The organism is Pseudarthrobacter oxydans (genome assembly GCF_034258515.1).
In the GTDB taxonomy this organism is placed as follows: Bacteria; Actinomycetota; Actinomycetes; order Actinomycetales; family Micrococcaceae; genus Arthrobacter.
This window is the reverse complement of the sequence record NZ_CP139438.1, coordinates 1,408,092-1,429,779: the sequence shown is the minus strand read 5'-3', so window position 1 is coordinate 1,429,779 and position 21,688 is coordinate 1,408,092. Positions and strand designations below refer to the sequence as shown.

Here is a 21,688-nt window from a genome sequence, read left to right as displayed (position 1 = left end):
AGTCAGCATGACCGAACCCGGGAACACCGCCCGCACCTCCAGAACGGTCCTGGTCACCGGGGCTACCGGCTACATCGGCGGCCGGCTGGTGCCCAAGCTCCTTGAGGCCGGCCACAGGGTCAAGGTCCTGGTGCGCTCACCGGACAAGATCGCCGGGGTGCCATGGCGGGACCGGGTGGACGTGGTGGAGAGCAGCCTCGACGACGGCGACGCCCTCCGCCAGGCGCTGGCCGGCGTCGACGTCCTGTATTACCTGGTCCACTCGATGGCAGCAGGTGCGGGCTTTGAAGCGAAAGAGCAGGCGATGGCGCGCACGGCCGCGGACGCCGCAGCCGCCGCGGGCGTTGGCAGGATCGTCTACCTGGGCGGGCTGCACCCCACGGGCGTCGAACTGTCAACCCACATGCGGTCCAGGGAAGCGGTGGGGAAAGTCTTCCTGGATAGCCCCGTGGACGCCATCGTGTTCCAGGCGGGCGTGGTCATCGGCTCCGGCTCGGCGTCCTTCGAGATGATCCGCCACCTCGCCGAGACACTCCCCCTGATGCCCGCGCCCAGCTGGGTCCGGAACCGGATCGAGGCCATCGCCGTGCGCGATGTCCTGTACTACCTGGTCTCCGCCGCATCGCTGGATGGCCCGCTCAACCGCACGTTCGACGTCGGCTGCCGGCAGGTCCTCACCTACGCCGGGATGATGCAGGAGTACGCCGCCGAGGCCGGCCTGCCCTACCGCCCGGTGCTGGCACTGCCCATCCCGGCGCCGAAGCTGGCCGGCATGTGGGTTGCCCTCACCACGCCGATCCCCTTGTCCATGGCAATGCCGCTGGTCCAGTCCCTGCAGCACGATGCCGTGTCCGACGAGCACGACATCGACCAATACATCCCGCAGCCCGACGGCGGCCTGACCGACTATCGCACCGCCGTCGCCCTGGCGCTCGGCAAGGAACGTGACGGGCAGGTGGAAACCACCTGGGCAAACGCCGGAGCTGCTTCCGATCCCCTGCCCAGCGACCCCGAGTGGGCCGGCCACAAGGTGTACATCGATGAGCGGACATTCCACGGGGACGTGGATCCCGCGAAGGTGTGGACGGTCATCGAGGGGATCGGCGGCCGGAACGGCTGGTACTCCCTGCCGCTGGCATGGCAGGTGCGCGGCTGGCTGGACAAGCTGACCGGGGGCGCCGGGCTCCTGCGCGGCAGGCGGCATCCCCACACCCTTGCGGCCGGCGAGGTGGTGGACTGGTGGCGTGTTGAACGGATTGACCGCGGAAGGCTGCTGAGGCTCCGCGCGGAAATGCGCGCCCCGGGGCGCGCCTGGCTGGAACTCTCCGTGGAGCCGGACGGGAACGGCAGCCGCTACCGGCAGCGGGCCATCTTCTTTCCTAAAGGACTCAGCGGCCGGCTGTACTGGCTGGCCGTCCTTCCGTTCCACAGCCTGATCTTTCCCGCCATGGCCAGGAACATCACCCGGGCCGCCCGGGAGATCGCGGATGCGGAGCACGCGGCCAGGACACCGTAGGATGTTTGGAGCCTAATCCGACCCCCACGTCCCAGGAGGACCCATGGCCTTGAGCGCAACCACCACCCTTCCCCACTCCGTCGACAGCGTCGCAGCTGTGCTGGTGAACGAAGATTTCCAGCGCCACGTCAGCCAGCTGGTGGGCGGCTCGCTGGAGTCATTCACCGTGGACGGAGACGTCGCCGGAGCGTTCAGCGCCACGTCCGTGCGCACCCTTCCCACCACCCGCCTCCCCGAGATCGCGCGGAAGTTCGTGGGTGAGCACCTCAAGGTCACCCAGGTGGAGAACTGGGACGCCCCCGCAGCGGACGGCTCCCGCCAGAGCAACATCTCGCTGAAGATCGCCGGCGCCCCCGTGGACGTCACCGCCGTTCAGCGCCTGGTGGCAGACGCCGGCGGAACCCGCGTGGAGCTTGAGGGCGCCGTGAAATCGTCCGTTCCATTCCTCGGCGGCAAGATCGCGGATGCAGCGGAGCCGATGGTGTCCAAGGCCCTGAACCTCCAGGCCAAGCAGGCGCAGGCCTGGCTGGAAAGCCACTAGTTCATGGAGCTGCCCGTTTTCGCTTCACTGGTCCTGATCATTGCGGGAGTATGGTCCCTGGTGGTCTGGCCGCAGTTCCTGCGCCGGGTCATGAAGGATCCGCGCGCCAGGGACTCCGCCGGGAAGGCCACGAAGTTCCTCACCGTCCACGTGGTGCTGGTGGGCGTCTCCATGGTGCTTGGCGCGGCCACTGCCGTGATCGGCATCTTGGCGCTGGCCGGCTAACAAACTGCATGAGGAAGGCCCTCGTCCCGCTGGGACGAGGGCCTTCTCCGTATGAGGCGGGAACCTGCGCCCGCAGGCTTGGGTCAGGCGGCCTGATTCAGCGCATCCTCCGCCGCAACCCAGGAAATCATGGCGCACTTGACCCGCGCCGCGTAGCGGGCCACGCCCTCAAACGCCGCGGCATCGCCCAGCAGCGCCGGATCCGCAGGGACCTTCCCCCGGGAGCGCAAAACCTCCCGGAAGCTGTCAATCACTTCATGGAGCTCCGCCACGGTCATGCCCTCCGCCAGTTCGCTGAGCACGGACGCGGAGGCCATGGAGATCGAACAACCCGCCCCGTCCCACGAAACCTGGGCCACTTTCCCGTCAGCGACAGCGAGCCTCAGGGTGACCTCGTCCCCGCACACCGGGTTGAGCTGGTGGGACTGGCCCGTGGAAGCGCCCTCGGGGGCCTCTGTCCCGGCCAGTCCACTGCCGTGCCGGGCCTTTGAATGGTCCAGGATGATCTGCTGGTACAGCTGGTCAAGGCTCATGGTGTCCTTCGGTCTTCCCCGCTAAGCGCGGAAATAGGCCCGCACGCCGGCTACGGCATCCAGGAATTGGTCGACGTCGTCCGTCGTGTTGTACAGGTACGCGCTGGCCCTGGTGGTGGCAGTAAGGCCCAGCCTGCGGTGCAGGGGCTGCGCGCAGTGGTGGCCAACGCGCACGGCGATACCCCGTGAGTCCAGGAACTGCCCCACGTCATGGGCATGGACACCCTCGACGTCGAAGGCAGCCAGTCCGATGCGTTCCTGGCCCGCGGCGGGGCCCAGGACCCGGATTCCGGGAAGGGACTCAAGCCCGGTGACCATACGCTGGCCGAGCCCGGCTTCCCACTGATGGATCCGGTCCAGCCCGGTTTCCGTCAGGTAGTTGGCCGCAGCCGCCAGCGCCACGGCCTGGGAGATGCGCTGCGTTCCGGCCTCGAAGCGCTGTGGTGCCGGCAGATACTCCGCACGTTCCATTGTGACAGTGGTGATCATGGAGCCGCCGGTCAGGAAGGGCGGCAGGACATCCAGCAGCTCCTGCTTCCCGTACAGCACCCCGATCCCGGTGGGGGCCAGCATCTTGTGGCCGGAGAACACGGCGAAGTCCACATCAAGGTCCTTGACGTCCAGGGCCAGGTGCGGCGCGGACTGGCAGGCGTCGAGGACCACCAGGGCGCCGGCCGGGCGGGCGAGGGCCACAAGGTCGGCGACGGGGTTGATGGTGCCCAGGACGTTTGACGCGTGGGTGAACGCCAGCACCCGGGTCCGGGCGCCGATGATCTCTGCGGCTGCATCCATGCGGAGGTGGCCGGCGTCGTCGACGGGGATGTAGCGCAGGGTGGCACCGGTACGGAAAGCCAGTTCCTGCCACGGGATCAGGTTGGCGTGGTGCTCCATTTCCGTGACCACGATTTCGTCACCCGGGCTCAGTGCGAGCTCCTTGAGCCTGGCGTCGCCCCGGCCCTGGGCGGCCCATAGCCCTGCATTGGACAACGCGTAGCTCAGCAGGTTGAGGCCTTCAGTTGCGTTTGACGTCCAAACGGTCTCCGCGTAATCCGCGCCGATAAAGTCCGCGATGGTCTGCCGGGCATCCTCGAAGGCCTCGGTGGCCTCGACGGCGAGGTGGTGCGCCCCCCGGTGCACGGCCGCGTTGCGCTGTTCGTAGAATTCCTGTTCGGCTTCAATGACGCTCAGCGGGTTCTGTGAGGTGGCGCCGGAGTCGAGGTAGACGAGCGGCCTGCCGTTGACCAGCTGGTTCAGGACGGGAAAGTCGTTCCGGATGCGGAGTACCTCGGCGTCATCCATGGCCGGCAAGGCGCGTTCCAGTGTGGCTGGCGTTGATACTACGGCCAAGACTAACTCCTTGAGATGCCAACGGATGACACTCAATTGTCCCACAGCACGGCTGTGGCGGCCGCCCGGGAAGGGTAGCCGCCACAGCCGCTCCGGGCTTCAGCCCGCGGAATGGAGGGCCGGCGACGGCTGGGGGGAGAGTCTCGGTCTCAGAAGACTCTGACGTCGCCGGCCCCGTCTGGCCCGGTCACGGGGACCGGAAACTCAAGGAGCCTTGTACTGCTCTCAGCATGCTCTGCGGCTTTGTTTCCGCCGCGTCCTTTGCTTCCTTAAGTAAATACTGCGGCGGCGGGAGGTACACGAGTAGGCAGTACTCGAATTCTGCGAGCCAGTACTACCGGGACCGCCCGGCATATACCCGGGAGGGTGATTTGCGGCGGCGGGTGGCCACCACGTCCATCAAGCAGAGGCGGGCAGGCAAAAGCGGCTGCGCCGCCTGGGCACAGCGGGGGCGGGTGTCTTTTCCGGTACCGGCTGCCGGGGCTACTTGGGGAGCGCTGCGTCGAGCTCGTCCCGGCTGCGCACACCGAGTTTCACGTAGGTGCGGTACAGGTGTCCCTCTACCGTACGGACAGAGACCATGAGCCGCTGGGCAATCTCGCGGTCGGTGAGGCCCTGCACGGCAAGCTCGACGATGTCCTGCTCCCGGCGGGTGAGCTGTACGGCCGGGGTGGCGGCAATGAAACGGCCCTCCCGGAACCGCTCGCCCAGTTCGTGGTCGCACTTTTCGCGCTGGGCCACGGCCTGCCTGGAGCGGCGGCGCTCCCCTGACTGCTCCAGCACGGTGCTGGCGCGGGCGTAGGCCTCACGTGCAAGGTTGACGAAACCGGATTCCTCCAGCGAGGCCGCGGTATCCATCAACGCATCCCCGTCAGCGGCTTCCCAGTCCGTGGCCAGTTTCAGCATGGCGGCTGCCCAGCGGCCTTCCACGCCGTGAGCTGCCCTCTGCACCATGGGGATCACGGAGGGGTCACCCAGGTCCCAGCCGAGTCCGAGCAGCTCCAGCAGGGTGCCGGCCCTCGTGGAGGCCTCATGGGTGGTCATCAGCGTGTGCAGCGCAGCCAGGCCCTTGCCGTCCCTGGACAGGTACTCTGACGCGGCGGCAGCGTAGGCGCGGGCAAGGAAATCATGGGCGGGGGCACCTGCCAAGGCATCCTTGTAGTCCTGTTCCAGCCGCTTCCCTTGGGCAGTGTCTCCCAGCCGCGCCGCGACATAGAAGCCCAGCGCAGAGCCGAAGCGGAACAGCTGGAGCGGATCGTTGAGCCGCAACGCTTCCACCGCCGGCAGCAGCAGCTGGTAGGCCCGTTCCATCCGGCCCTGCCGCAGCAGGGAGTAGCCGCGCAGCACCTGCAGGCTGCCATTGAAAGTGGCGGCCGAGGACGTATGCCCTGCGGCGTAGCTTTCGATCTCACGCTCGGCGGAGTGCCATTCCCCCATGGCGAGGTAATCGGCGACCAGCCGCCCCAGGACGAACTCTGGAAAGAAAAACAGCTTCCCTTCCAGGGGCCGCAGTTCCGCGGACGCCACAAGCGCTGCCTCGAGTCCTTCGGCGGCCTTGCCCGCTGCGGCCAGGGCATGTGCCAGGAGCGCCTCCCCGACAGCCCTGACCGGCACCTCTTCTTCGGTGGAGCTGCGGTTCCTGATGTCCGCTACGCGCCCGCGCAATCCTTCCGCATCCATGTCCGCACCGAGCTGGAGCAGCTGCAAGAGCTGTTCCAGCCACCATGCTGCGGGCTCCGCTGTGCCAGCGTGTTGTTCCCCGCCCTCCTCTGCCAGGTCCGCCAGGGGGCGTCCCGTTGCCTGATGGGCCGCCGCCCTCAGCAGCAGGACGGACGGACCCTCGGGGTGGCCTGCCAGCTGGAGCCAACAGGCGTCGAGCAGGGCCGCAGCGTCCGCATACGAGCCCTCGTTGTACAGGGCGCGCGCTCGGACGGCATGGGCAAGGGGAAGGAACTCGGGGTCCTGGACCTTGGCAGCGATGGCGCGGGCGCTGTGGTTCCGAAAGCGGGTCAGTGCCTCGCGTGCGGCGTCCAGCATCTCGGCGTCGGGTACGCGCAGGCCGCACTCAAGGGACCACTCCACGGACCGCAGCCGGCCTTCTCCCCGCAGGGTGGCGGGATCCTTGTGTTCCCGGATCTTTTCCAGGAGCTGCAGGCTGCGGGAGACCGAAATGGTGTTTCTGATGGCCTCCGCGAACAGGCTGTTCCAGACGGTCAGTTCAGCGGGGACGCCTGAATTCTCGACCACCATCTGCTGATCCAGCAGGGAGCGGACCACCGGCGCGCCGCAAATGTCTTCGATGACCTTCCGGCCCACCGGCCCGGCAAGGGCAATGAATTTCAGGGCCTCCTGTTCCTCCGGCCGGCGGCGGAGGTGATCCTTGGTAACAACTCCCGTGAGCCGGACGCCATCCGTGGGCAAAGACCCCAGCAGGACCCAAATTCCGTTCCGCTTGGCCAGTATTCCGGCCTCTGCAGCGTCGTGGAGCAGGGCGTCCAGGAGCCGGGGGTTGCCCCCGGAGGCGCTCCAGACGGCGTCCACGGTGGCATCCGGCACTGTCCCGTCAAGAACGTGGGCCAGGACTTCCTCGATCTGGTCGCGGTTCAGCGGGCGCAGGTCCACGCGTTCGGCCAGGCCGTCGTACCAGAGCTGGTCCAGTGGCTGCGGAAGGCCCGGCCGCGGCCTGGCAGCCGCAACCACTGTTGCCCATCCGGCCGAGATCAGGTCCGCAATCACACCGGCCGAAGCCTCGTCCAGGTAATGCGCATCATCAATGAGGAGGAGGACAGGGGCTCCGCTTCCTGCCTTCAGCTTTTCGAAGTAGCTCCACATGGACCGCAGGACGGCAACCGGAGAGACAGACTCCTCGGCAGTCAACTCGCCGGTGTAGGGAGTGAGGACGCCGAACGGCACGGCAGCCAGGGCGGAACTGCCGTGCAGCTGCAGAACATTCAGGTCCCCGCCAAGGCGTTCCGCGATCCCCTCCGTCAGGGACGATTTTCCAATACCCGGCCCTGCCATGACAAAAACCGCCTGGCTCGCATGGTTCCGGACAATATTGCAGATCCGTTCAAGCGGCTCCCGGCGGCCGGTGAGGAGCCGGTGCGCTGTGGCAGGCTTATGGCCGTTAGACGAGTCCAGTCAGATCACCCCTGGAGGTTACGCCGAGCTTCGTGAAGACCTGGTACAAGTGGCCTTCCACGGTACGGACCGACACGCCCATCTCCAGGGCGATATCGCGGTTGGAGGAACCCCGGCCCGCCAGCCGGGCAATCTGGCGTTCCCTGCTGGTCAGCAGCGGGCTTCCGCTGCTTGGGACGATGGGAAGGTTCGACACGGTGGCGGCGAGGATGTCCAGCCGGGCCTGCGCGGTCCGCGCGGTGAGTGAATCGCCGTCCTGTCGTGCGAAGTCCACAGCGAGGGCCATGCACCGCGCCTCCACGGCATCCAGTTCGAGGGTGGCGGCCAATTCACCACCGGCAAGGAGGGTCCTGGCGTCCTTCGTCCTGCTTCCCACGGCGATCAGCCGGGAAACTTCGGCAAGCGGGCCCTGGCGGTGGCCCGCAATCTCCTCAAGCAGGCGGAAGTCCGCATCGCTGCCGTTGATGGTCGCAGCGAGCAGGTTGATCCCGGCCAGGGTGAAGCGCCCGGCCTCCATTTCCTGCCGGGCGCACCGCTTGAGGCCGGTCACGGCGTCGGGATCGCCCAGCCAGCGGCCCGCGACGAGCGAGCAGAACTCAACGATGCTGTCAGTGATGAAGCTGGACTTTCCGGACGTCCTTTGCAGTTTCGCCAAGTACTTTCGCGCCTGGGCTACGTTGCCGGTCTGGGCGTGGGCCAGTGCAATGGCCGCGTACGCGCAGCGCAGGGCGGCCTGGACCGGCTGCAGCTCCAGCTGCGCCGCGGCGGAGATCAGGGGGTCAAGGGCCGCCATGCCCCGGCCCGAATAGACATAGGCAATGCCGGCTGCCAGTTCGGTTGCTGCACTGCGGAAGGGAAGGCTGTGCGGCTCCTCGGTGGCCTGCGGACCCAGGAGGTCAATGCACCGCCGCCATTGCCCCGCCGTCAGTAATACCAGGTAGGCCTCCCTGGTATAACGTTCCCGCAGACCAACAATGTGGGAGGCATCGCTGATTTGGCCGCCCAACTGGCGCATGAGGCTCAGCGCATCCATCTCGCGTCCGGTCATGGCCAATGCGGTCATCAGCAGGACGGCCGAATCCATGCGGTAGCCGGTATCCGGGTTCAGCGCAGGGTCCGCAGCCCTTTCAAGGTCCGGGATGATGGCGGCGTAATCACCCACGAACGCGCGATACTCGAACCCGCTCAAGGCCACCCGGTTCGCTGCGGCGGCCGCAGGCTCCGGCCACCCAGTAAAGTTCGGGGCCGACTCCAGCCTTTGCCGGGCTTCACTGAGCAGGTCCGGCACCTTGCCTGCCGCCTCCGGGAGCCGCATCATGACCTGCGACTTGGCGGCTATGACGTCCGCATACTCCTCGACGTCAAGGCTTTCGAGTTCCGGCTGCGAAATGTCATCAAGTGCGGCCATGGCCTGGACCGGCATGTCCAGCTGAAGGTACGCGGCGGCTTTCTGCCGCTGGCCGGCCGTCCACTCCCGGTCCGTCCGCTGAAGCATTTCGGCGTACGTCAGCGCAAACCGCGGATCGAAGAGCTGGACTGCCGCTTCCGCGGCAGCCAACGCCAGGGCGGGACTCAGGTCCGCCTCGCATTCATGCGTCCACGCCGCGAAAGCCATCAGCTCCTCGACGGTCATGGCGGCAGGATCAGGTTCCGCACCGGCCAGGAGCACGCTGCGCAGTTCCCTGCGCCGGGCAATGCTCAGCCAGGTGCGCACCACGTCACCAATGTACTTTTCACGCAACGAAACCCAGCGATGGTCGGACTGGTCGATCTCCAGCAGGCCGCCGTCTTCCATGTCGGCCACCACTTCGGCACGGTAGATGGCCGTCAGCCTGGACAGCTCAACCCTGCGGGCGCAGGAAAGCATCTCGATGACTTCCCGGGTTTCGGGCGTTTCCCTGGACCATCTGGAGCGAACGATGTCGTCCAGGCTGGCCGCGCCGTCGAGCACCACTTTGTCCCGCAGGGTCCAGACTGAATCGGAGAGCACCAGGTTTCCGGACAGCTGCTGTTCGGTGACGAGCGCCTTCAGGAGCAGCGGGTTGCCGCCCACCATGTGGTGATAGGTGCTGACCAGGGAGGCCGAAACGCGGTGCCCCAGCAGGGACAACAGGACCTGGCGGGTCTGCAGTTCGTTGAGGTTGTTCAGCCGGACTTCGGTCAGCCGGTGGTCCGTGAGCAGCCAGTGGAAATCGGCAGGAAGATCGCTGATTTTCGGGGCCACAGCAATGATCTTGGCGGTGCCGGTCAGCAGGACGTTGAGCAGCACTCCGGCGCTCATGTCGTCAATGCTGCCGGAGGTGTCAAGGGTGATGATGCAGGGACGTCCTGCGGCGTCACTGCGGATCAGGGAAGTAATGCCGCGGAGGATTGCCGTGGGCGAGCCCATGTACGCCTGCGGAAGCCTGGCCAGGAGAAAGGAGAGGCAACCATAGGGCGTTGCGGAGCCGGCGGGTCCGCTGCGGAGCTGCAGTGACCAGATGTCGGGGCCGAGGTCCATCACGGCAGCGCGGGCCAGGGAGGACTTTCCCACGCCGCGGCCGCCGGTGATCACCACCCCAAGGGAGTCTGCGCCGGTCAGGGCGGTGCGGACCGACTCAAGGTTTGCGCCGCGTGCAGGGGCAGACCAAAGCTGACCCTCCCGCCTCTCGGAGGTGTCTGTGTTCAGCCCGACGTGGTGAGGTGTTGACCCACGTCCCCAGCTAAGTGGCTCGATTGACATGAACTTTTCCCCTACATCCCGCGATAGCGGGATGTAGCCCCATCGCTCCCCCGCATAGGTAGAAGACTACCCCGCACCAGAGACAAGGAGACAGGGCCAAAGGCACTTAAGTTTTCAAAGTTACCGGAGATTTCAAGTTGCTGGAGTAATTGACTGACCGGAGTTCTTGGTTACTGGCGTTCGGACTTCGCTGGATGGAACTTCTGCTGCGCCGCCGTGAGGCCGTCGCGCAGCAGCGCTTCAACCGCATCAGCAGCATCGTCCAGGAGGAAGGGCAGTTCCTTCAGCTCGGCGGAGCCGAAGTCGCGCAGCACGTAATCGGCGGTCTCCATGCGTCCCGGCGGCCGGCCCACCCCCACCCTGACGCGGAGATAGTCCTTGGTGGCCAAGGCCCTGGAGATGTCCCGCAGCCCGTTATGGCCGCCTTCTCCCCCGCCGATCTTGAGCTTGACCGTATTAAAGGGAATGTCGATCTCGTCGTGGACCGCCACCACATGGTCCGGGGCAATGCCGTAGAAGTTCGCCAGCGCCGCAACGGGCCCGCCGGAAACGTTCATGTAGCTCATCGGCTTTGCCAGCACGACGCGGGGTCCGCCGATGCCGAGGCGGCCTTCGAGGACCTGGGCGCGGGCCTTGTGGCTTTTGAAGCCGGCACCTATGCGGCCTGCCAGCTCGTCTAGCACCATCTGGCCGACATTGTGCCGGTTGCCCTGGTACTGGGCGCCGGGGTTTCCAAGGCCGACAATCAGCCAGCTATCAGTCATGAGTCAATCCTAGGGTGGGTGGCCCGCCGGCCTGGTGCCGCAACGGGCAGTAGACATGCCAATGGCCGGACCCCGCGGGAGTCCGGCCATTGGCAGGGAATGCGGCTGATTACTCGGCTGCGGCTTCCTCGGTGGCCGCGGAAGCGGCCTCGGAGGCAGCTTCGGCCTCTTCGCCTGCTTCTTCCTCTGCGACCTCAACGGCCTCGGAGATGTTCACCACGAGGGCCTCGGGGTCGGTCAGCAGGACCGAGCCCTTGGGCAGGACCAGATCGGAAGCGTGGATGTGCTCACCGGCGCCACGGCCTTCGATGCTCACCTCAACGGCCTCGGGCAGGTGCGTGGCCTCGGCCTCGAGGGACACCACAGTCAGTTCCAGGTTGTGCACGGTGCCGGGGGCGGTTTCGCCGGCAACATGTACGGGAACGTCAACGGTGACCTTTTCGCCCTTGCGGACGGTGAGGAGGTCGATGTGCTCGATGATCTGCTTGATGGGGTCGCGCTGGACGTCCTTCACCAGGGCCAGGTGGCCTTCGCCGTTGATATCCAGGGACAGCAGGGCGTTGGGGGTGCGGACAGCCAGGGTGGTGGCCTTGGCCGGAAGCGTGACGTGGATGGGCTCTGCGCCGTGACCGTAGATGACGGCGGGGATGAGGTTGGCCATCCGGGCGCGGCGGGCGTAGCCCTTGCCGAATTCGGTGCGCAGTTCTGCTGCGAGCTTCTGCTCAGACATGGAAATCTCCTTGAATCCTAAACGGTGTTCAGCAAGGGCGGAGGTCTGTTGCGACCTTCAACGCCGGGCGGCCGGAGCCGGCCCATCCTAGAAGGGAGATTCAGACCCAGTCGATAACGGAGACCTGCAACGGCTTCCCGCATATGCGGTTACCGGTGCTCTCCCTCGCCAAGGTATCGCTGAACAGCTTACCAGCGCCGGGCCCGTTTACTGAAAACGGTCCCCGCCAGCTCCCCAGGCTCGCCCAGGGAACCCTGCCGGCGTGGGCCCACTGCAGCCGACGCCGTCAGGCGTTGCCGTCGAAAAGGCTGGTGACCGAACCGTCGTCGAACACTTCACGGACGGCGCGCGCGATCAGCGGGGCGATGGAAAGCACCGTCAGCTGGGGGAACCGCTGGGATGCAGTGAGCGGCAGGGTGTTGGTGACAACCACTTCACGGGCGCCGGACTCGGAGAGGCGCTTGGCGGCGGGATCGGAGAAGACCGCGTGGGTGGCCGCGATGATGACGTCCTTGGCACCGGCGTTCTTCAGCACCTGCACGGCGCCGGAGATGGTTCCGCCGGTGTCGATCATGTCGTCGATCAGGACGCAGGTGCGCCCCTCGATCTGGCCCACCACGGTCTTGGACACGGCCTGGTTCGGCACAGTCAGGTCCCGGCTCTTGTGCACAAAGGCGAGCGGCGCGCCGCCCAGGCGCTCGGCCCACTGCTCCGCGACCCGGACGCGTCCGGTGTCCGGGGAAACGACGGTAACGTTTTCGGCGGCCACCCGGGTGCGGATGTAGTCAGCAAGCAGCGGAATGGCCATGAGGTGGTCCACCGGGCCGTCGAAGAAGCCCTGGATCTGCGAGGTGTGCAGGTCCACGCTCATGATGCGGTCCGCGCCGGCGGTCTTGTACAGGTCCGCCACAAGGCGGGCGGAGATGGGCTCCCGGCCCCGGCCCTTCTTGTCCTGGCGGGCGTAGGGGTAGAACGGGGACACCACCGTGATGCGCTTGGCGGAGGCACGCTTCAGCGAATCGATCATGATCAGCTGTTCCATCAGCCAGTTGTTCAGCGGGAAGGGGTGGGCCTGGATGACAAAAGCATCCGTGCCGCGGACGCTTTCACCGGCGCGGACATAGATCTCACCGTTGGCGAAGTCATAGGCGTCCACCGGCAGCAGGTCGGTACCGAGCTCCTTGGCGATCTCCTTGGCCAGCTCCGGGTGGGCCCGGCCGGTTGCGAGCACCAGCTTCTTCTCGCCGCGCGCCGTAATTTCGCTCATGGTTACTTGCCCTCTTCTGTAGATGCCGGGGTACTTGAGGAATCTGTGGTGGCCGCCTGGGCCAGTTCAGCGGAGCGGGTTCCCGGGCGGTTGGCCGCGACCCATCCCTCGGCATTGCGTTGGGCGGCAACGGTCACGGCAAGCGCTCCCGCCGGCACGTCTTTTCTGATCACGGCGCCGGCACCGCTGTAGGCGCCGTCGCCCACGGTGACCGGAGCAACGAACACCGTGTTGGAGCCTGTCCGGACGCCCGAGCCGATGACCGTGCGGTGCTTCTTCTCGCCGTCGTAATTCGCCGTGATGTTTCCGCAGCCGATGTTGGTGTCCTCGCCGATTTCGGCGTCCCCGGCATATCCGAGGTGTGACAGCTTGGAACCGCGCCCGATAGTCACGTTCTTGGTTTCGTAGAACGCGCCGATCTTTCCGGTGTCCCCCAGGACAGTGCCCGGACGCAGGTAGGTGAAGGGGCCGACGGCGGCGCCCGCGCCGATGACGGCGCCGGAACCGTGGGTTCGGGTTACCTTTGCGCCCTCGCCGATGGTGACATCCGTCAGGGTGGTGTCGGGGCCGACGACGGCGTCCCTCGCCACGGTGGTGGCGCCGTGGAGTTGGGTGTTGGGAAGGATCCGGACGTCCTCGTCCAGGGTTACGGACGAATCGACCCAGGTGGTGGCGGGGTCCACTACGGTGACGCCGGCGCGCATCCAGGCCTCCACGATGCGGCGGTTCAGCTCTGCGCCGAGGGCGGAGAGCTGGACGCGGTCATTGGCGCCTTCCACCTGCCAGCGGTCGGCAGTAACGACGGCGGCGACGCGGCCGCCTGCCTTCCGGGCGAGTCCGAGCACATCAGTGAGGTATTTTTCGCCCTGCGAGTTGTCGGTGGTGACGTGGGTGAGTGCGTCCCGGAGGACGGCTGCGTCAAAGGCGTAGATGCCGGAGTTGACCTCACGGATCAGGCGTTCGGCGTCCGATGCGTCCTTGTGTTCGCGGATGCCGGTCACGGTGCCGTCCTCGCCGCGAAGGATCCGGCCGTATCCCGTGGCATCGTCAAGATCGGCGGTCAGCACGGTGACGGCATTGGCTTCACGCTCGTGCGTGGCCACAAGCTCGGCCAGCAGTTGTCCGGACAACAGCGGCACGTCGCCGTAGGTCACCACCACGGTGCCGGTAAGGTCCTGTTCTGCGTCCAGGGCCTGCAGGGCCACTTCCACAGCACGGCCGGTGCCGGGGATGTCGTCCTGGTCCACGATCAGGGCAGCAGGGTCCAGCTCCGCGACGTGGCGTGCCACCAGGTCGCGTTCGTGGCGGACCACGATGGCCAGCTGCCGGGGGCTGATGCTGCGGGCGGCCAGCAGTGCGTGGCCCACCATGGACCTGCCGCCGATTTCATGCAGGATCTTGGGGGTACGCGACTTCATCCGCGTACCGGCGCCTGCCGCCAGGACGATTACTGCGGCCGGGCCGGTATTCTCGGGGATCACGTACGGGCTCTCCTTGCTTGGTTACGCTGGCGCTTACGGTGTCCCGGCGAAATTGCGGGCGGCACCGTATGTCATCCTACTGAACGCTCCTCGCACAGCAGTTCCGCCCATAGGATTCGAACCTATACTCCACGGCTCCAAAGGCCGGGGTGCTGCCATTACACCAGAGCGGACCATGCCTTGGCGCGCGGCCGGGCACAAGTAGTTATTTTGCCACGGGTTCGGGGCGCCGCGCGACATGGGCCCTTCATCCCCTGCCCTTCCCCCGTTCCTGTCCCGCCCCGCCCGCTTTCCCGGCCCGTCCGGAGCGCCGCAAATCCGCCGGGAACGCGTAGTGCATGATGGAACGGTGAGCACCAACCCCCCGCGGAGACGGATGACCGGGCTTCAGCGGCGGAGCCAGCTGATCGACGTCGGACGCGGCCTCTTCGCCGTCCGCGGGCTCGACGGCACCACCATCGAGGAAATTGCTGCCTGCGCCGGAGTCTCCAAGCCGGTCATCTACGAACACTTCGGCTCCAAGGAAGGCCTGTACACCCAGGTGGTAGAGCACGAGTTTCGGCTCCTCCTGGACTCCATCAACGGCGCACTCACCGAGGAAGCCAAGCCGCGCGTCCTGGTGGAACGTGCCGCCCTGGCCCTGCTCACCTACATCGAGGACCGCACCGAAGGTTTCCGGATCCTGATGCGGGACGCTCCGCCGTCCCAGCCGGAAGGCGCCTTTTCCACACTGCTCTCGCACGTGACCGCCAAGGTGGAACACATCCTCTCCGACGAGTTCGACCGGCGCGGCTTCAGCGCCCGGGACGGCGCCATGTACGCCCAAATGCTCGTAGGCATGGTGGCAATGACCGGCCAATGGTGGCAGGACTCCCGCCAGCCCGACAAGCACACGGTGGCCGCACACCTCGTCAACCTCGCCTGGAACGGCCTGACCGGCCTCAAAAAGGACCCGGAACTGCAGTCTGAACTCTAGGCCTCGCCGTGGTTCCGTCCGCGGCGAAGGGGGTCATCCTCTGCATGCTGGCTCGTTCCTCGCCTCTGACGCATGCTGCCGGATAACCCCCTTCCCCGCTTGTGAGGGTCAATCGCCCAGGAGTTCCGAGGACTCAAGCCATTCGAGTTCCAGGGCGTCCTTTTCGTCGGCCAGGTCCTTGAGCTGCTTGTTCTGTTCTGCCAGGGCGTCGAAGTCGGACTTCTCCGTGCTCTTGACCATGTCGTCGTGAAGCTTCTTTTCCTGCTGGTCGAGCTTCTTGATCTGCCGTTCGATCCTGTTGAGGGCCTTCCGGGCGTCGCGCTTCTCTGCTTCCGAGGCGCCTGACGGGGCTGAGGCGGCGGTGCTGCTGCCGGCGCTGGTGACGGGGTTCCCGCCGCCGGTGACCGTGGAGCCTGCCAGGGCAGACTCACGCAGCTCGAGGTACTGGTCCACGCCGCCGGGCAGGCCGCGGAGCTTGCCGTCGCCGAGGAGTGCCATCTGATGGTCGGTGACCCTTTCCAGCAGGTAGCGGTCGTGGCTGACCACCACCAGGGTTCCGGGCCAGCCATCCAGGACATCTTCGACGGCCGCAAGGGTATCGGTGTCGAGGTCGTTGGTGGGCTCATCCAGCATCAGCACGTTGGGTTCGCCAACAAGCAGGCGAAGAAGCTGGAGCCGGCGGCGTTCGCCACCGGACAGGTCCTTGACCGGGGTCCACTGCTTCTCGTTGGTGAAACCCAGCTGCTCCACCAACTGGCCGGCACTGAATTCCTTGCCGCCCACGTTGAAGGACCGCTTTTCCCGCTCAATCACCTCGATGACGCGCAGGTCCTTGACGTCGTCGAGTTCCTTGACCTCCTGGGTCAGGACAGCGGTGACCACGGTCTTGCCCCGCTTGACCTTTCCGGCGTCGGGAAGGATCTCTCCATTGAGAAGCTTCAGGAGCGTGGTCTTGCCGGCGCCGTTGACGCCCACCAGTCCCAGGCGTTCGCCGGGGGCAAGACGCAGGGTGATGTTGTCGAAGAGCTTCCGCCCGTCATCGCTGCCCTGAAAGTTGAGGGAGACGTTCTCCAGGTCCAGCACGTCCTTGCCCTGGCGGGCGGTTGCCATCTTGCTGAGGGCCATGGAGTCCCGCGGCTCAGGCACATCTGCGATGAGGGCGTTGGCGGCCTCAATCCTGAACTTGGGCTTTGCCGTCCGCGCGGGTGCCCCGCGGCGGAGCCAGGCGAGTTCCTTCTTGACCAGCTGCTGGCGCTTGCCCTCGACGACGGACGCCATCCGGTCCCGCTCGGCACGGGCCAGCACGTAGGCGGCATAACCGCCTTCAAAGGGGTCAACGATCCCGTCGTGGACTTCCCAGGTCTTGTTGCAGACCTCATCGAGGAACCACCGGTCGTGGGTCACCACCAGGAAAGCACCCTGGTTGGGCCGCCAGCGCGTCCTCAGGTGGCGCGACAGCCAGGCCACACCCTCCACGTCGAGGTGGTTGGTGGGCTCGTCCAGCATGATGACGTCGTGGTCCTCGATCAGCAGTTTGGCAAGCGCCACGCGCCGCTTCTGGCCGCCGGAGAGTGCATGGACGTTGGCGTGCCAATCGACGTCGGACACCAGCCCGCCCATGACTTCGCGGATCTGGGGATTGCGGGCCCACTCGTAGTCCGCCTGGTCCCCCACGATCGCGGCACCCACTGTCAGGTCGCCGTCGAGCACGTCGCTTTGATCCAGGTATCCCACGTTGACGTCACCGCGCTTGGTGACCCTGCCCGAATCCGGCGTGGAGCGCAAGGCAAGCAGCCGCATCAGGGTGGATTTGCCGTCGCCGTTGCGCCCCACCATGCCGATCCTGTCACCCTCCTCAAGCCCCAGGGTTACCCCGTCCAGGACGGTACGGGTCGCGTAGGAGACCGTCAGGTTCTCGCCGCCAAGAAGGTGTGCCAAAGGAACTGCTTTCTGCTTCAGGTAAAAAACTGGAGGTTTAGAGGAGGGTGTCGGAAATGATGCGCGCCCCCGGAACCGGGCCATGGACTGCGAGGGCTGTCAAGCCGTAGTGCCGCAGATCCGCGGCCAGGCCTTCAGCGGCCACCGAATCATCAGTCAGCAGGGCCACCGTGGGCCCCGATCCGGAGACGATGCCCGCAATTGCTCCGTGCGATTCTCCGATACCCAGCGTATCGCGCAGGGCGGGCGCCAGTTCAATGGATGCCCGCTGGAGGTCGTTGACCAGGACACGGCTCAGCGCTTCGGCGTCACCGCTGCGCAACGCTGTCAGGATCTTCGGGTCCACCCCGGTGGGTTCTGCGGCGTTGGCGCCGGCCGCTTCGCGGAGGCGGTCAAGGGTGCGGTACACCTCGGGAGTGGGAAGCCCGTAGTCCGCGGTGACCAGTACCCAGTGGGTCTGTGCCTTAGCCAGCGCCGGCGAAAGTTCGTCGCCCACGCCCAGGCCAACCGCCGTGCCGCCAAGGAGGGAAAAGGGGACGTCGGCCCCCAGTTCGGCAGCGAGGTGCGCCAGCTCTTCCCGCGACAGGCCACTGTTCCAGAGCGCGTCGCAGGCCAGCAGGGTTGCGGCAGCATCTGCCGATCCGCCGCCCATGCCTCCTGCCACCGGCACGCGCTTGGTAATTTCCAGATGGACCCCGGTGGAGTGCTCGGAGACGTCGGCCATAATCGCCGCGGCCTTGTGGGCCAGGTTGTTTCCGTCGAGCGGGATGTCCGCGGCGTCAAGATCGACCGTGCTGGCCGGGCTGAGGCTGATGGTGATCCCGGGCGTCTCCGTGCTGGTGGCAGCCACTTCCTCGTAGAGGGATACGGCCAGGTACACGCTGGCAACGGAGTGGTAGCCATCCGGTCGCAGCGGCCCCACTTCCAGCGAAACGTTCACCTTGCCGGGGGCTTTGACGCGGACTGTCCTTGCGGTGAACCGTCCCGGGGCGCTCATGCCAGCGCCTGCTTGGCTTCCGCGATTTTCGCGAAGGCTTCGATGCCGATGACCTCGCCCCTGGCGGTGGGGTCGACGCCGGCGGCAACGAGGCAGCGCTCCGCTTCCGGCGCCCCGCCGGCCCAACCGGCCAAAGCGGCCCTCAGGGTCTTGCGCCGCTGGGCGAAGGCGGCGTCCACCACGGCGAAGACCTGTTCCCTGGTGGCTGTGGTGACCGGAGGCTCACGCCGGGTAAAGGCCACCAGCCCCGAATGGATCTTGGGCGCCGGCCAGAAAACGTTCATGCCGATCACCCCCGCTTTGCGCATCTGGCTGTACCAGGCCGCCTTTACCGACGGCACGCCGTAGGTCTTGGAACCCGGCCCAGCGGCCAGCCGGTCCGCCACCTCATCCTGGACCATCACCAGTCCGTGCTGGAGGCTGGGGAAGTGCTGAAGGAGGTGCAGCACCACGGGAACGGCGACGTTGTAGGGCAAATTGGCCACCAGTGCCGTGGGCTGCACCGGCAGCTCCGTGACCTTCATGGCATCGGCATGCACCAGGTGGAAGGCTCCCGCGGCGGCCGGCCGCCATTCCCTGACGGTTTCCGGCAGTTTGGCAGCCAGCACCGGGTCAATTTCCACCGCCACTACCGACGCCGCAGCATCGAGGAGTCCGAGGGTCAGGGATCCCAGCCCCGGCCCCACTTCCAGCACTGTCTCTTCCGGGCCAACATCCGCGGCGGCCACGATCCTGCGGATGGTGTTGCCGTCGATGACAAAGTTCTGGCCGAGGGTCTTGGTGGGGCGGACACCGATCTCCTCCGCGAGCCGGCGTATGTCGGATGCACCAAACAATGGTGCGGGCGCGGGGATTGGTTCAGTCACCTAGGTATCCTATCCCGCGCGGTACGGGCGCCCCACCGGAAAAACAGGAGGGGGAAACAGGCGGGGAACCCGCCGGGAAAGACTGCCCGGTTAAACGGCTGCGGCCGGCCCCGGGTATCCGGGACCGGCCGCAGTGCCCGCATGGGCAGGCAATCCGCGAGGTCAGCTGGTGGCAGCCCAACCGCAGCCCCACGGCTGCAGGCCGCGCTGTGCGTAAACGCGGTTGGCAATGTCGATCTGCTGGGCCTTGGTGGCAAGGCTGGCGTTGGGGGCGTACGCGCCGCCGCCGGCGCCGATCCAGGTCCGGATATCGAACTGAAGGCCGCCGTAGTAACCGTTGCCGGAGTTGATGCTCCAGTTTCCACCGGACTCGCACTGGGCAATCTTGTCCCACATGGCTTCGTTCATCATTGCCGGAGCAGCGGCCCCGGTGTTGGCGCCTGCAGATGCCGAGGTGGCAGCCTGCGCAACGGGCTTGGGCTTGGTGCCCACGGTGACCTTCTCAGGTACGGGCTGGACCGCAACAGTCTCCGACACAAGGGTCCGGGACGCTTCGCGGCCGTCCACCAGTACCAGCTTGAAGGTCTTCTCCAGCTTGCCTGCGACGCCTTCCTGGGTGACTTCTTTTTCACCCTTCAGCAGTTCGGCGCTCTCACTGGTGACAATCTCGAAGGGGACGTCCTCTGTGGCGACCGCAGTCTGGCCGGTGTCGACGCGCGAGACCTTGATGACCATGTTGTTCACCACGTGCGCGTTAGCCGGCTGCGACGTGCGGTCGTTGGCACCAAGGGCCAGGCCGGCGTCTTCGAGGACCTTGCCGACGGTGGCCGCCGTGGTGGTTGCGGTGTCCACCTTGCCGTCGGCAACAATGCTGACGGACTTCGGTGTGGAGATGGAAACGTAGGATCCGGCAACTGAAAGCTGGGCATCCTTGGGCGCGGAAACCGAGGACGCGCTCGCGACGCCGAGTTCAGTAACCAGCCCCGCGACGTCCTGCGCGGTAGTGTTCACCGTCTTCTCGGCACCGTCGAGGCTCACCTTGACCTCTTTGGCCTTGTTGACGTTGATTACCGTGCCGTTCTGGACCGACGCATCAACGGACGGTGACACGCGGTCTGCAGGGTTGAGTTCCAGGTTGGCGCTCTTGACCACTTGGCCAACAGTTCCGCCGAACGTCTGCACGGACGAGACCTTGCCGTCAACATTGAGTGTGATGGTCTTGTTATTGCCGACGAAGGCTACGAGGCCCACCACGAGTGCGCAGAGCACCAGCAGTTGCGCGCCAACCTTGACAAAGCTGAACTTGCCGTCCGACGTAAAGAACTTGATCACGATTGCCCGTAACTTTAGGTCCATCCGGGCACGGGGAATCGCGCAATAAAATGCCCGGTACGGCCACAAGGGGCAGTCCGGGCACCGTTGCGCCGCCTAAACTCCGCTCAATCGGCAGGCCGGGCAACGCCCGAGAGCCTGCTGCAGAAAGAAGTGAATTACCCGCTGGCCTTCCCCGACCCCGGCTAATATCTGTCCACTGTAACCGTAGCGTTATAAAGCAACCAACAATTGTGCATACCGGGTATTTATTTGACAATGCCCGGGAAACGGCCGCCTAGTCCCAGGATCCGTATGCCCGTACGGTATTTTCGCTTATTCGGGCGCATATTTCTGCAAGATCGGATTCTGTCAATTCGGCCATGGCGCGGACTGTGTAAGGAACCATGTAGCTGGCGTTCGGCCGCCCGCGGTGGGGGTGCGGAGTCAGGAACGGCGCATCGGTTTCCACCAGGACCAAACCAGGGTCCGCAACTGCGAGGGCCCGGCGCAAATTCGCCGCATTCCGAAAAGTCAGCGTACCTGCAAAGGACATCCACCACCCTTCCTCGTTGCAGATCCTCGCCAGCTCGTCGTCGCCGGAGAAACAGTGGAAAACCACCCGCCCCGGCGCGCCTTCTTCCCTCAGTACCTGGACGACGTCGTCATGCGCGTCCCGGTCGTGGATCTGGAGCGTCAGGTCCAGGCGCTTGGCGATGTCGATATGGCGCCGGAAGGAGTACCTCTGATGCGCCAGCCCCTCCCCCTCGGTGCGGTAGAAATCGAGCCCGGTCTCCCCGATGGCCCGGATCCGGGGGTGGGAGGCGAGCTGCTCAATCTCTGCGAGCGCTTCTTCCAGTTGGCCGCGGGCGGCGTAACGGGGGGCGTCGTTGGGATGCAGCGCCACCGCCCCCAGCAGCCGCTCGTCCAGGTCCACCGCGCGGACCGTGAACCGGGACGATTCCAGGTCGCAGCCCACCTGGACTGCTCCCTGGACACCCACGGCCGCGGCGGCATCCAAAGCCGCCTTCACTCCGACCGGGGCCTGTCCGTCCGGGAAGTCAAGGTGGGTGTGGTTGTCCATAACGGGTACCGGCAGGGGTTCCGGAGCGGGCGGAAACGCCTTTTGCCGTGAGTTCCCCGGCTCCGGTGCGCCTGCCGTTGCGGGGTCCTGGTAGGCAGCGGGAGGAAGCGGATTGCACATCCGTCCAGCCTAGCCGCGGATGCTGCCGCATATTTGTCGGAACTCTCTGTCTGCGGTGGCAGTTGTGTTAGTAGTCTGGTACGAACACATGCGAACGCCCACCCGACGGGCGAAGGCAGGCTTGCTGTC

General features: G+C 66.1%; 17 protein-coding genes and 1 tRNA gene. 4 read left to right on the top strand and 14 right to left on the bottom strand.

Annotated elements, in window-relative coordinates; genetic code table 11:
- The first annotated feature begins 7 nt into the window (after positions 1-7).
- The 3 genes from SMD14_RS06545 to SMD14_RS06535 are packed head-to-tail and all read left to right on the top strand — an operon-like array spanning position 8 to position 2,282.
- The gene (locus SMD14_RS06545; RefSeq protein ID WP_321215758.1) at positions 8-1,516 is read left to right on the top strand and encodes an SDR family oxidoreductase; all 1,509 of its coding nucleotides are present in this window, start codon (positions 8-10) and stop codon (positions 1,514-1,516) included.
- Positions 1,517-1,559: 43 nt separating this feature from the next.
- Positions 1,560-2,057: a DUF2505 domain-containing protein gene (locus SMD14_RS06540; RefSeq protein WP_104997260.1), complete on the top strand. Its 498-nt coding sequence runs from the start codon at positions 1,560-1,562 to the stop codon at positions 2,055-2,057.
- A 3-nt stretch (positions 2,058-2,060) separates the two neighbouring features.
- On the top strand, positions 2,061-2,282 hold the full coding sequence (locus tag SMD14_RS06535; protein WP_157238701.1) for an SCO4848 family membrane protein: 222 nt from the start codon (positions 2,061-2,063) through the stop codon (positions 2,280-2,282).
- A gap of 83 nt (positions 2,283-2,365) precedes the next feature.
- Here the strand turns inward: SMD14_RS06535 and sufU are convergent, their stop codons facing one another.
- The 9 genes from sufU to SMD14_RS06490 all read right to left on the bottom strand — a co-directional run bounded on the left by sufU (position 2,366) and on the right by SMD14_RS06490 (position 14,440).
- A complete protein-coding gene (gene sufU, locus SMD14_RS06530; protein WP_157238702.1) occupies positions 2,366-2,815 on the bottom strand; it encodes a Fe-S cluster assembly sulfur transfer protein SufU in 450 nt (149 codons plus the stop codon).
- Positions 2,816-2,836: 21 nt separating this feature from the next.
- The gene (locus SMD14_RS06525) at positions 2,837-4,162 is read right to left on the bottom strand and encodes a SufS family cysteine desulfurase (RefSeq protein WP_321215757.1); all 1,326 of its coding nucleotides are present in this window, start codon (positions 4,160-4,162) and stop codon (positions 2,837-2,839) included.
- Positions 4,163-4,645: 483 nt separating this feature from the next.
- On the bottom strand, positions 4,646-7,183 hold the full coding sequence (locus SMD14_RS06520; protein ID WP_157238704.1) for a LuxR C-terminal-related transcriptional regulator: 2,538 nt from the start codon (positions 7,181-7,183) through the stop codon (positions 4,646-4,648).
- A gap of 106 nt (positions 7,184-7,289) precedes the next feature.
- Positions 7,290-10,025 carry a LuxR C-terminal-related transcriptional regulator gene (locus SMD14_RS06515; RefSeq protein WP_321215756.1) on the bottom strand — a complete coding sequence of 912 codons (2,736 nt, stop codon included), beginning with the start codon at positions 10,023-10,025 and terminating at the stop codon, positions 7,290-7,292.
- 170 nt (positions 10,026-10,195) lie between these two features.
- Positions 10,196-10,789, bottom strand: a complete 594-nt coding sequence (pth, locus tag SMD14_RS06510; protein ID WP_157238706.1) for an aminoacyl-tRNA hydrolase — start codon at positions 10,787-10,789, stop codon at positions 10,196-10,198.
- Positions 10,790-10,898: 109 nt separating this feature from the next.
- On the bottom strand, positions 10,899-11,519 hold the full coding sequence (locus tag SMD14_RS06505; RefSeq protein ID WP_157238707.1) for a 50S ribosomal protein L25/general stress protein Ctc: 621 nt from the start codon (positions 11,517-11,519) through the stop codon (positions 10,899-10,901).
- Positions 11,520-11,805: 286 nt separating this feature from the next.
- A complete protein-coding gene (locus SMD14_RS06500; protein WP_157238708.1) occupies positions 11,806-12,786 on the bottom strand; it encodes a ribose-phosphate diphosphokinase in 981 nt (326 codons plus the stop codon).
- Between the two features lie 2 nt (positions 12,787-12,788).
- Entirely contained in the window at positions 12,789-14,267 is a 1,479-nt protein-coding gene (gene glmU, locus SMD14_RS06495) for a bifunctional UDP-N-acetylglucosamine diphosphorylase/glucosamine-1-phosphate N-acetyltransferase GlmU (RefSeq protein WP_321215755.1), read from the bottom strand.
- 101 nt (positions 14,268-14,368) lie between these two features.
- Positions 14,369-14,440, bottom strand: a tRNA-Gln gene (locus SMD14_RS06490).
- 176 nt (positions 14,441-14,616) lie between these two features.
- Between SMD14_RS06490 and SMD14_RS06485 the strand changes: the two genes are divergently transcribed.
- The gene (locus SMD14_RS06485) at positions 14,617-15,243 is read left to right on the top strand and encodes a TetR/AcrR family transcriptional regulator (RefSeq protein ID WP_321215754.1); all 627 of its coding nucleotides are present in this window, start codon (positions 14,617-14,619) and stop codon (positions 15,241-15,243) included.
- A gap of 108 nt (positions 15,244-15,351) precedes the next feature.
- Here SMD14_RS06485 and SMD14_RS06480 read toward each other — a convergent pair whose 3' ends face one another.
- The 5 genes from SMD14_RS06480 to SMD14_RS06460 form a co-directional block, all read right to left on the bottom strand.
- On the bottom strand, positions 15,352-17,181 hold the full coding sequence (locus SMD14_RS06480) for an ABC-F family ATP-binding cassette domain-containing protein (RefSeq protein WP_157238709.1): 1,830 nt from the start codon (positions 17,179-17,181) through the stop codon (positions 15,352-15,354).
- Between the two features lie 37 nt (positions 17,182-17,218).
- Positions 17,219-18,178, bottom strand: a complete 960-nt coding sequence (locus SMD14_RS06475; protein ID WP_157238710.1) for a 4-(cytidine 5'-diphospho)-2-C-methyl-D-erythritol kinase — start codon at positions 18,176-18,178, stop codon at positions 17,219-17,221.
- Positions 18,175-19,044: a 16S rRNA (adenine(1518)-N(6)/adenine(1519)-N(6))-dimethyltransferase RsmA gene (gene rsmA, locus SMD14_RS06470; protein ID WP_321215753.1), complete on the bottom strand. Its 870-nt coding sequence runs from the start codon at positions 19,042-19,044 to the stop codon at positions 18,175-18,177. Before rsmA ends, SMD14_RS06475 begins: the two co-directional genes overlap by 4 nt.
- 162 nt (positions 19,045-19,206) lie before the next feature.
- Entirely contained in the window at positions 19,207-20,400 is a 1,194-nt protein-coding gene (locus SMD14_RS06465) for a resuscitation-promoting factor (protein ID WP_157238711.1), read from the bottom strand.
- Positions 20,401-20,653: 253 nt separating this feature from the next.
- Positions 20,654-21,559: a TatD family hydrolase gene (locus SMD14_RS06460; protein WP_321215752.1), complete on the bottom strand. Its 906-nt coding sequence runs from the start codon at positions 21,557-21,559 to the stop codon at positions 20,654-20,656.
- Positions 21,560-21,688 lie beyond the last annotated feature (129 nt).

Bases quoted from the DNA above. Each gene is read 5' to 3' on its own strand.
- SMD14_RS06500 (WP_157238708.1), bottom strand. From the start codon at position 12,786: ATGAGCGAAATTACGGCGCGCGGCGAGAAGAAGCTGGTGCTCGCAACC.
- SMD14_RS06505 (WP_157238707.1), bottom strand. From the start codon at position 11,519: ATGTCTGAGCAGAAGCTCGCAGCAGAACTGCGCACCGAATTCGGCAAG.
- SMD14_RS06540 (WP_104997260.1), top strand. From the start codon at position 1,560: ATGGCCTTGAGCGCAACCACCACCCTTCCCCACTCCGTCGACAGCGTC.
- SMD14_RS06515 (WP_321215756.1), bottom strand. From the start codon at position 10,025: ATGTCAATCGAGCCACTTAGCTGGGGACGTGGGTCAACACCTCACCAC.
- SMD14_RS06460 (WP_321215752.1), bottom strand. From the start codon at position 21,559: ATGTGCAATCCGCTTCCTCCCGCTGCCTACCAGGACCCCGCAACGGCA.
- sufU (WP_157238702.1), bottom strand. From the start codon at position 2,815: ATGAGCCTTGACCAGCTGTACCAGCAGATCATCCTGGACCATTCAAAG.
- SMD14_RS06475 (WP_157238710.1), bottom strand. From the start codon at position 18,178: ATGAGCGCCCCGGGACGGTTCACCGCAAGGACAGTCCGCGTCAAAGCC.
- SMD14_RS06465 (WP_157238711.1), bottom strand. From the start codon at position 20,400: ATGGACCTAAAGTTACGGGCAATCGTGATCAAGTTCTTTACGTCGGAC.
- pth (WP_157238706.1), bottom strand. From the start codon at position 10,789: ATGACTGATAGCTGGCTGATTGTCGGCCTTGGAAACCCCGGCGCCCAG.
- SMD14_RS06545 (WP_321215758.1), top strand. From the start codon at position 8: ATGACCGAACCCGGGAACACCGCCCGCACCTCCAGAACGGTCCTGGTC.
- SMD14_RS06535 (WP_157238701.1), top strand. From the start codon at position 2,061: ATGGAGCTGCCCGTTTTCGCTTCACTGGTCCTGATCATTGCGGGAGTA.
- SMD14_RS06520 (WP_157238704.1), bottom strand. From the start codon at position 7,183: ATGGCAGGGCCGGGTATTGGAAAATCGTCCCTGACGGAGGGGATCGCG.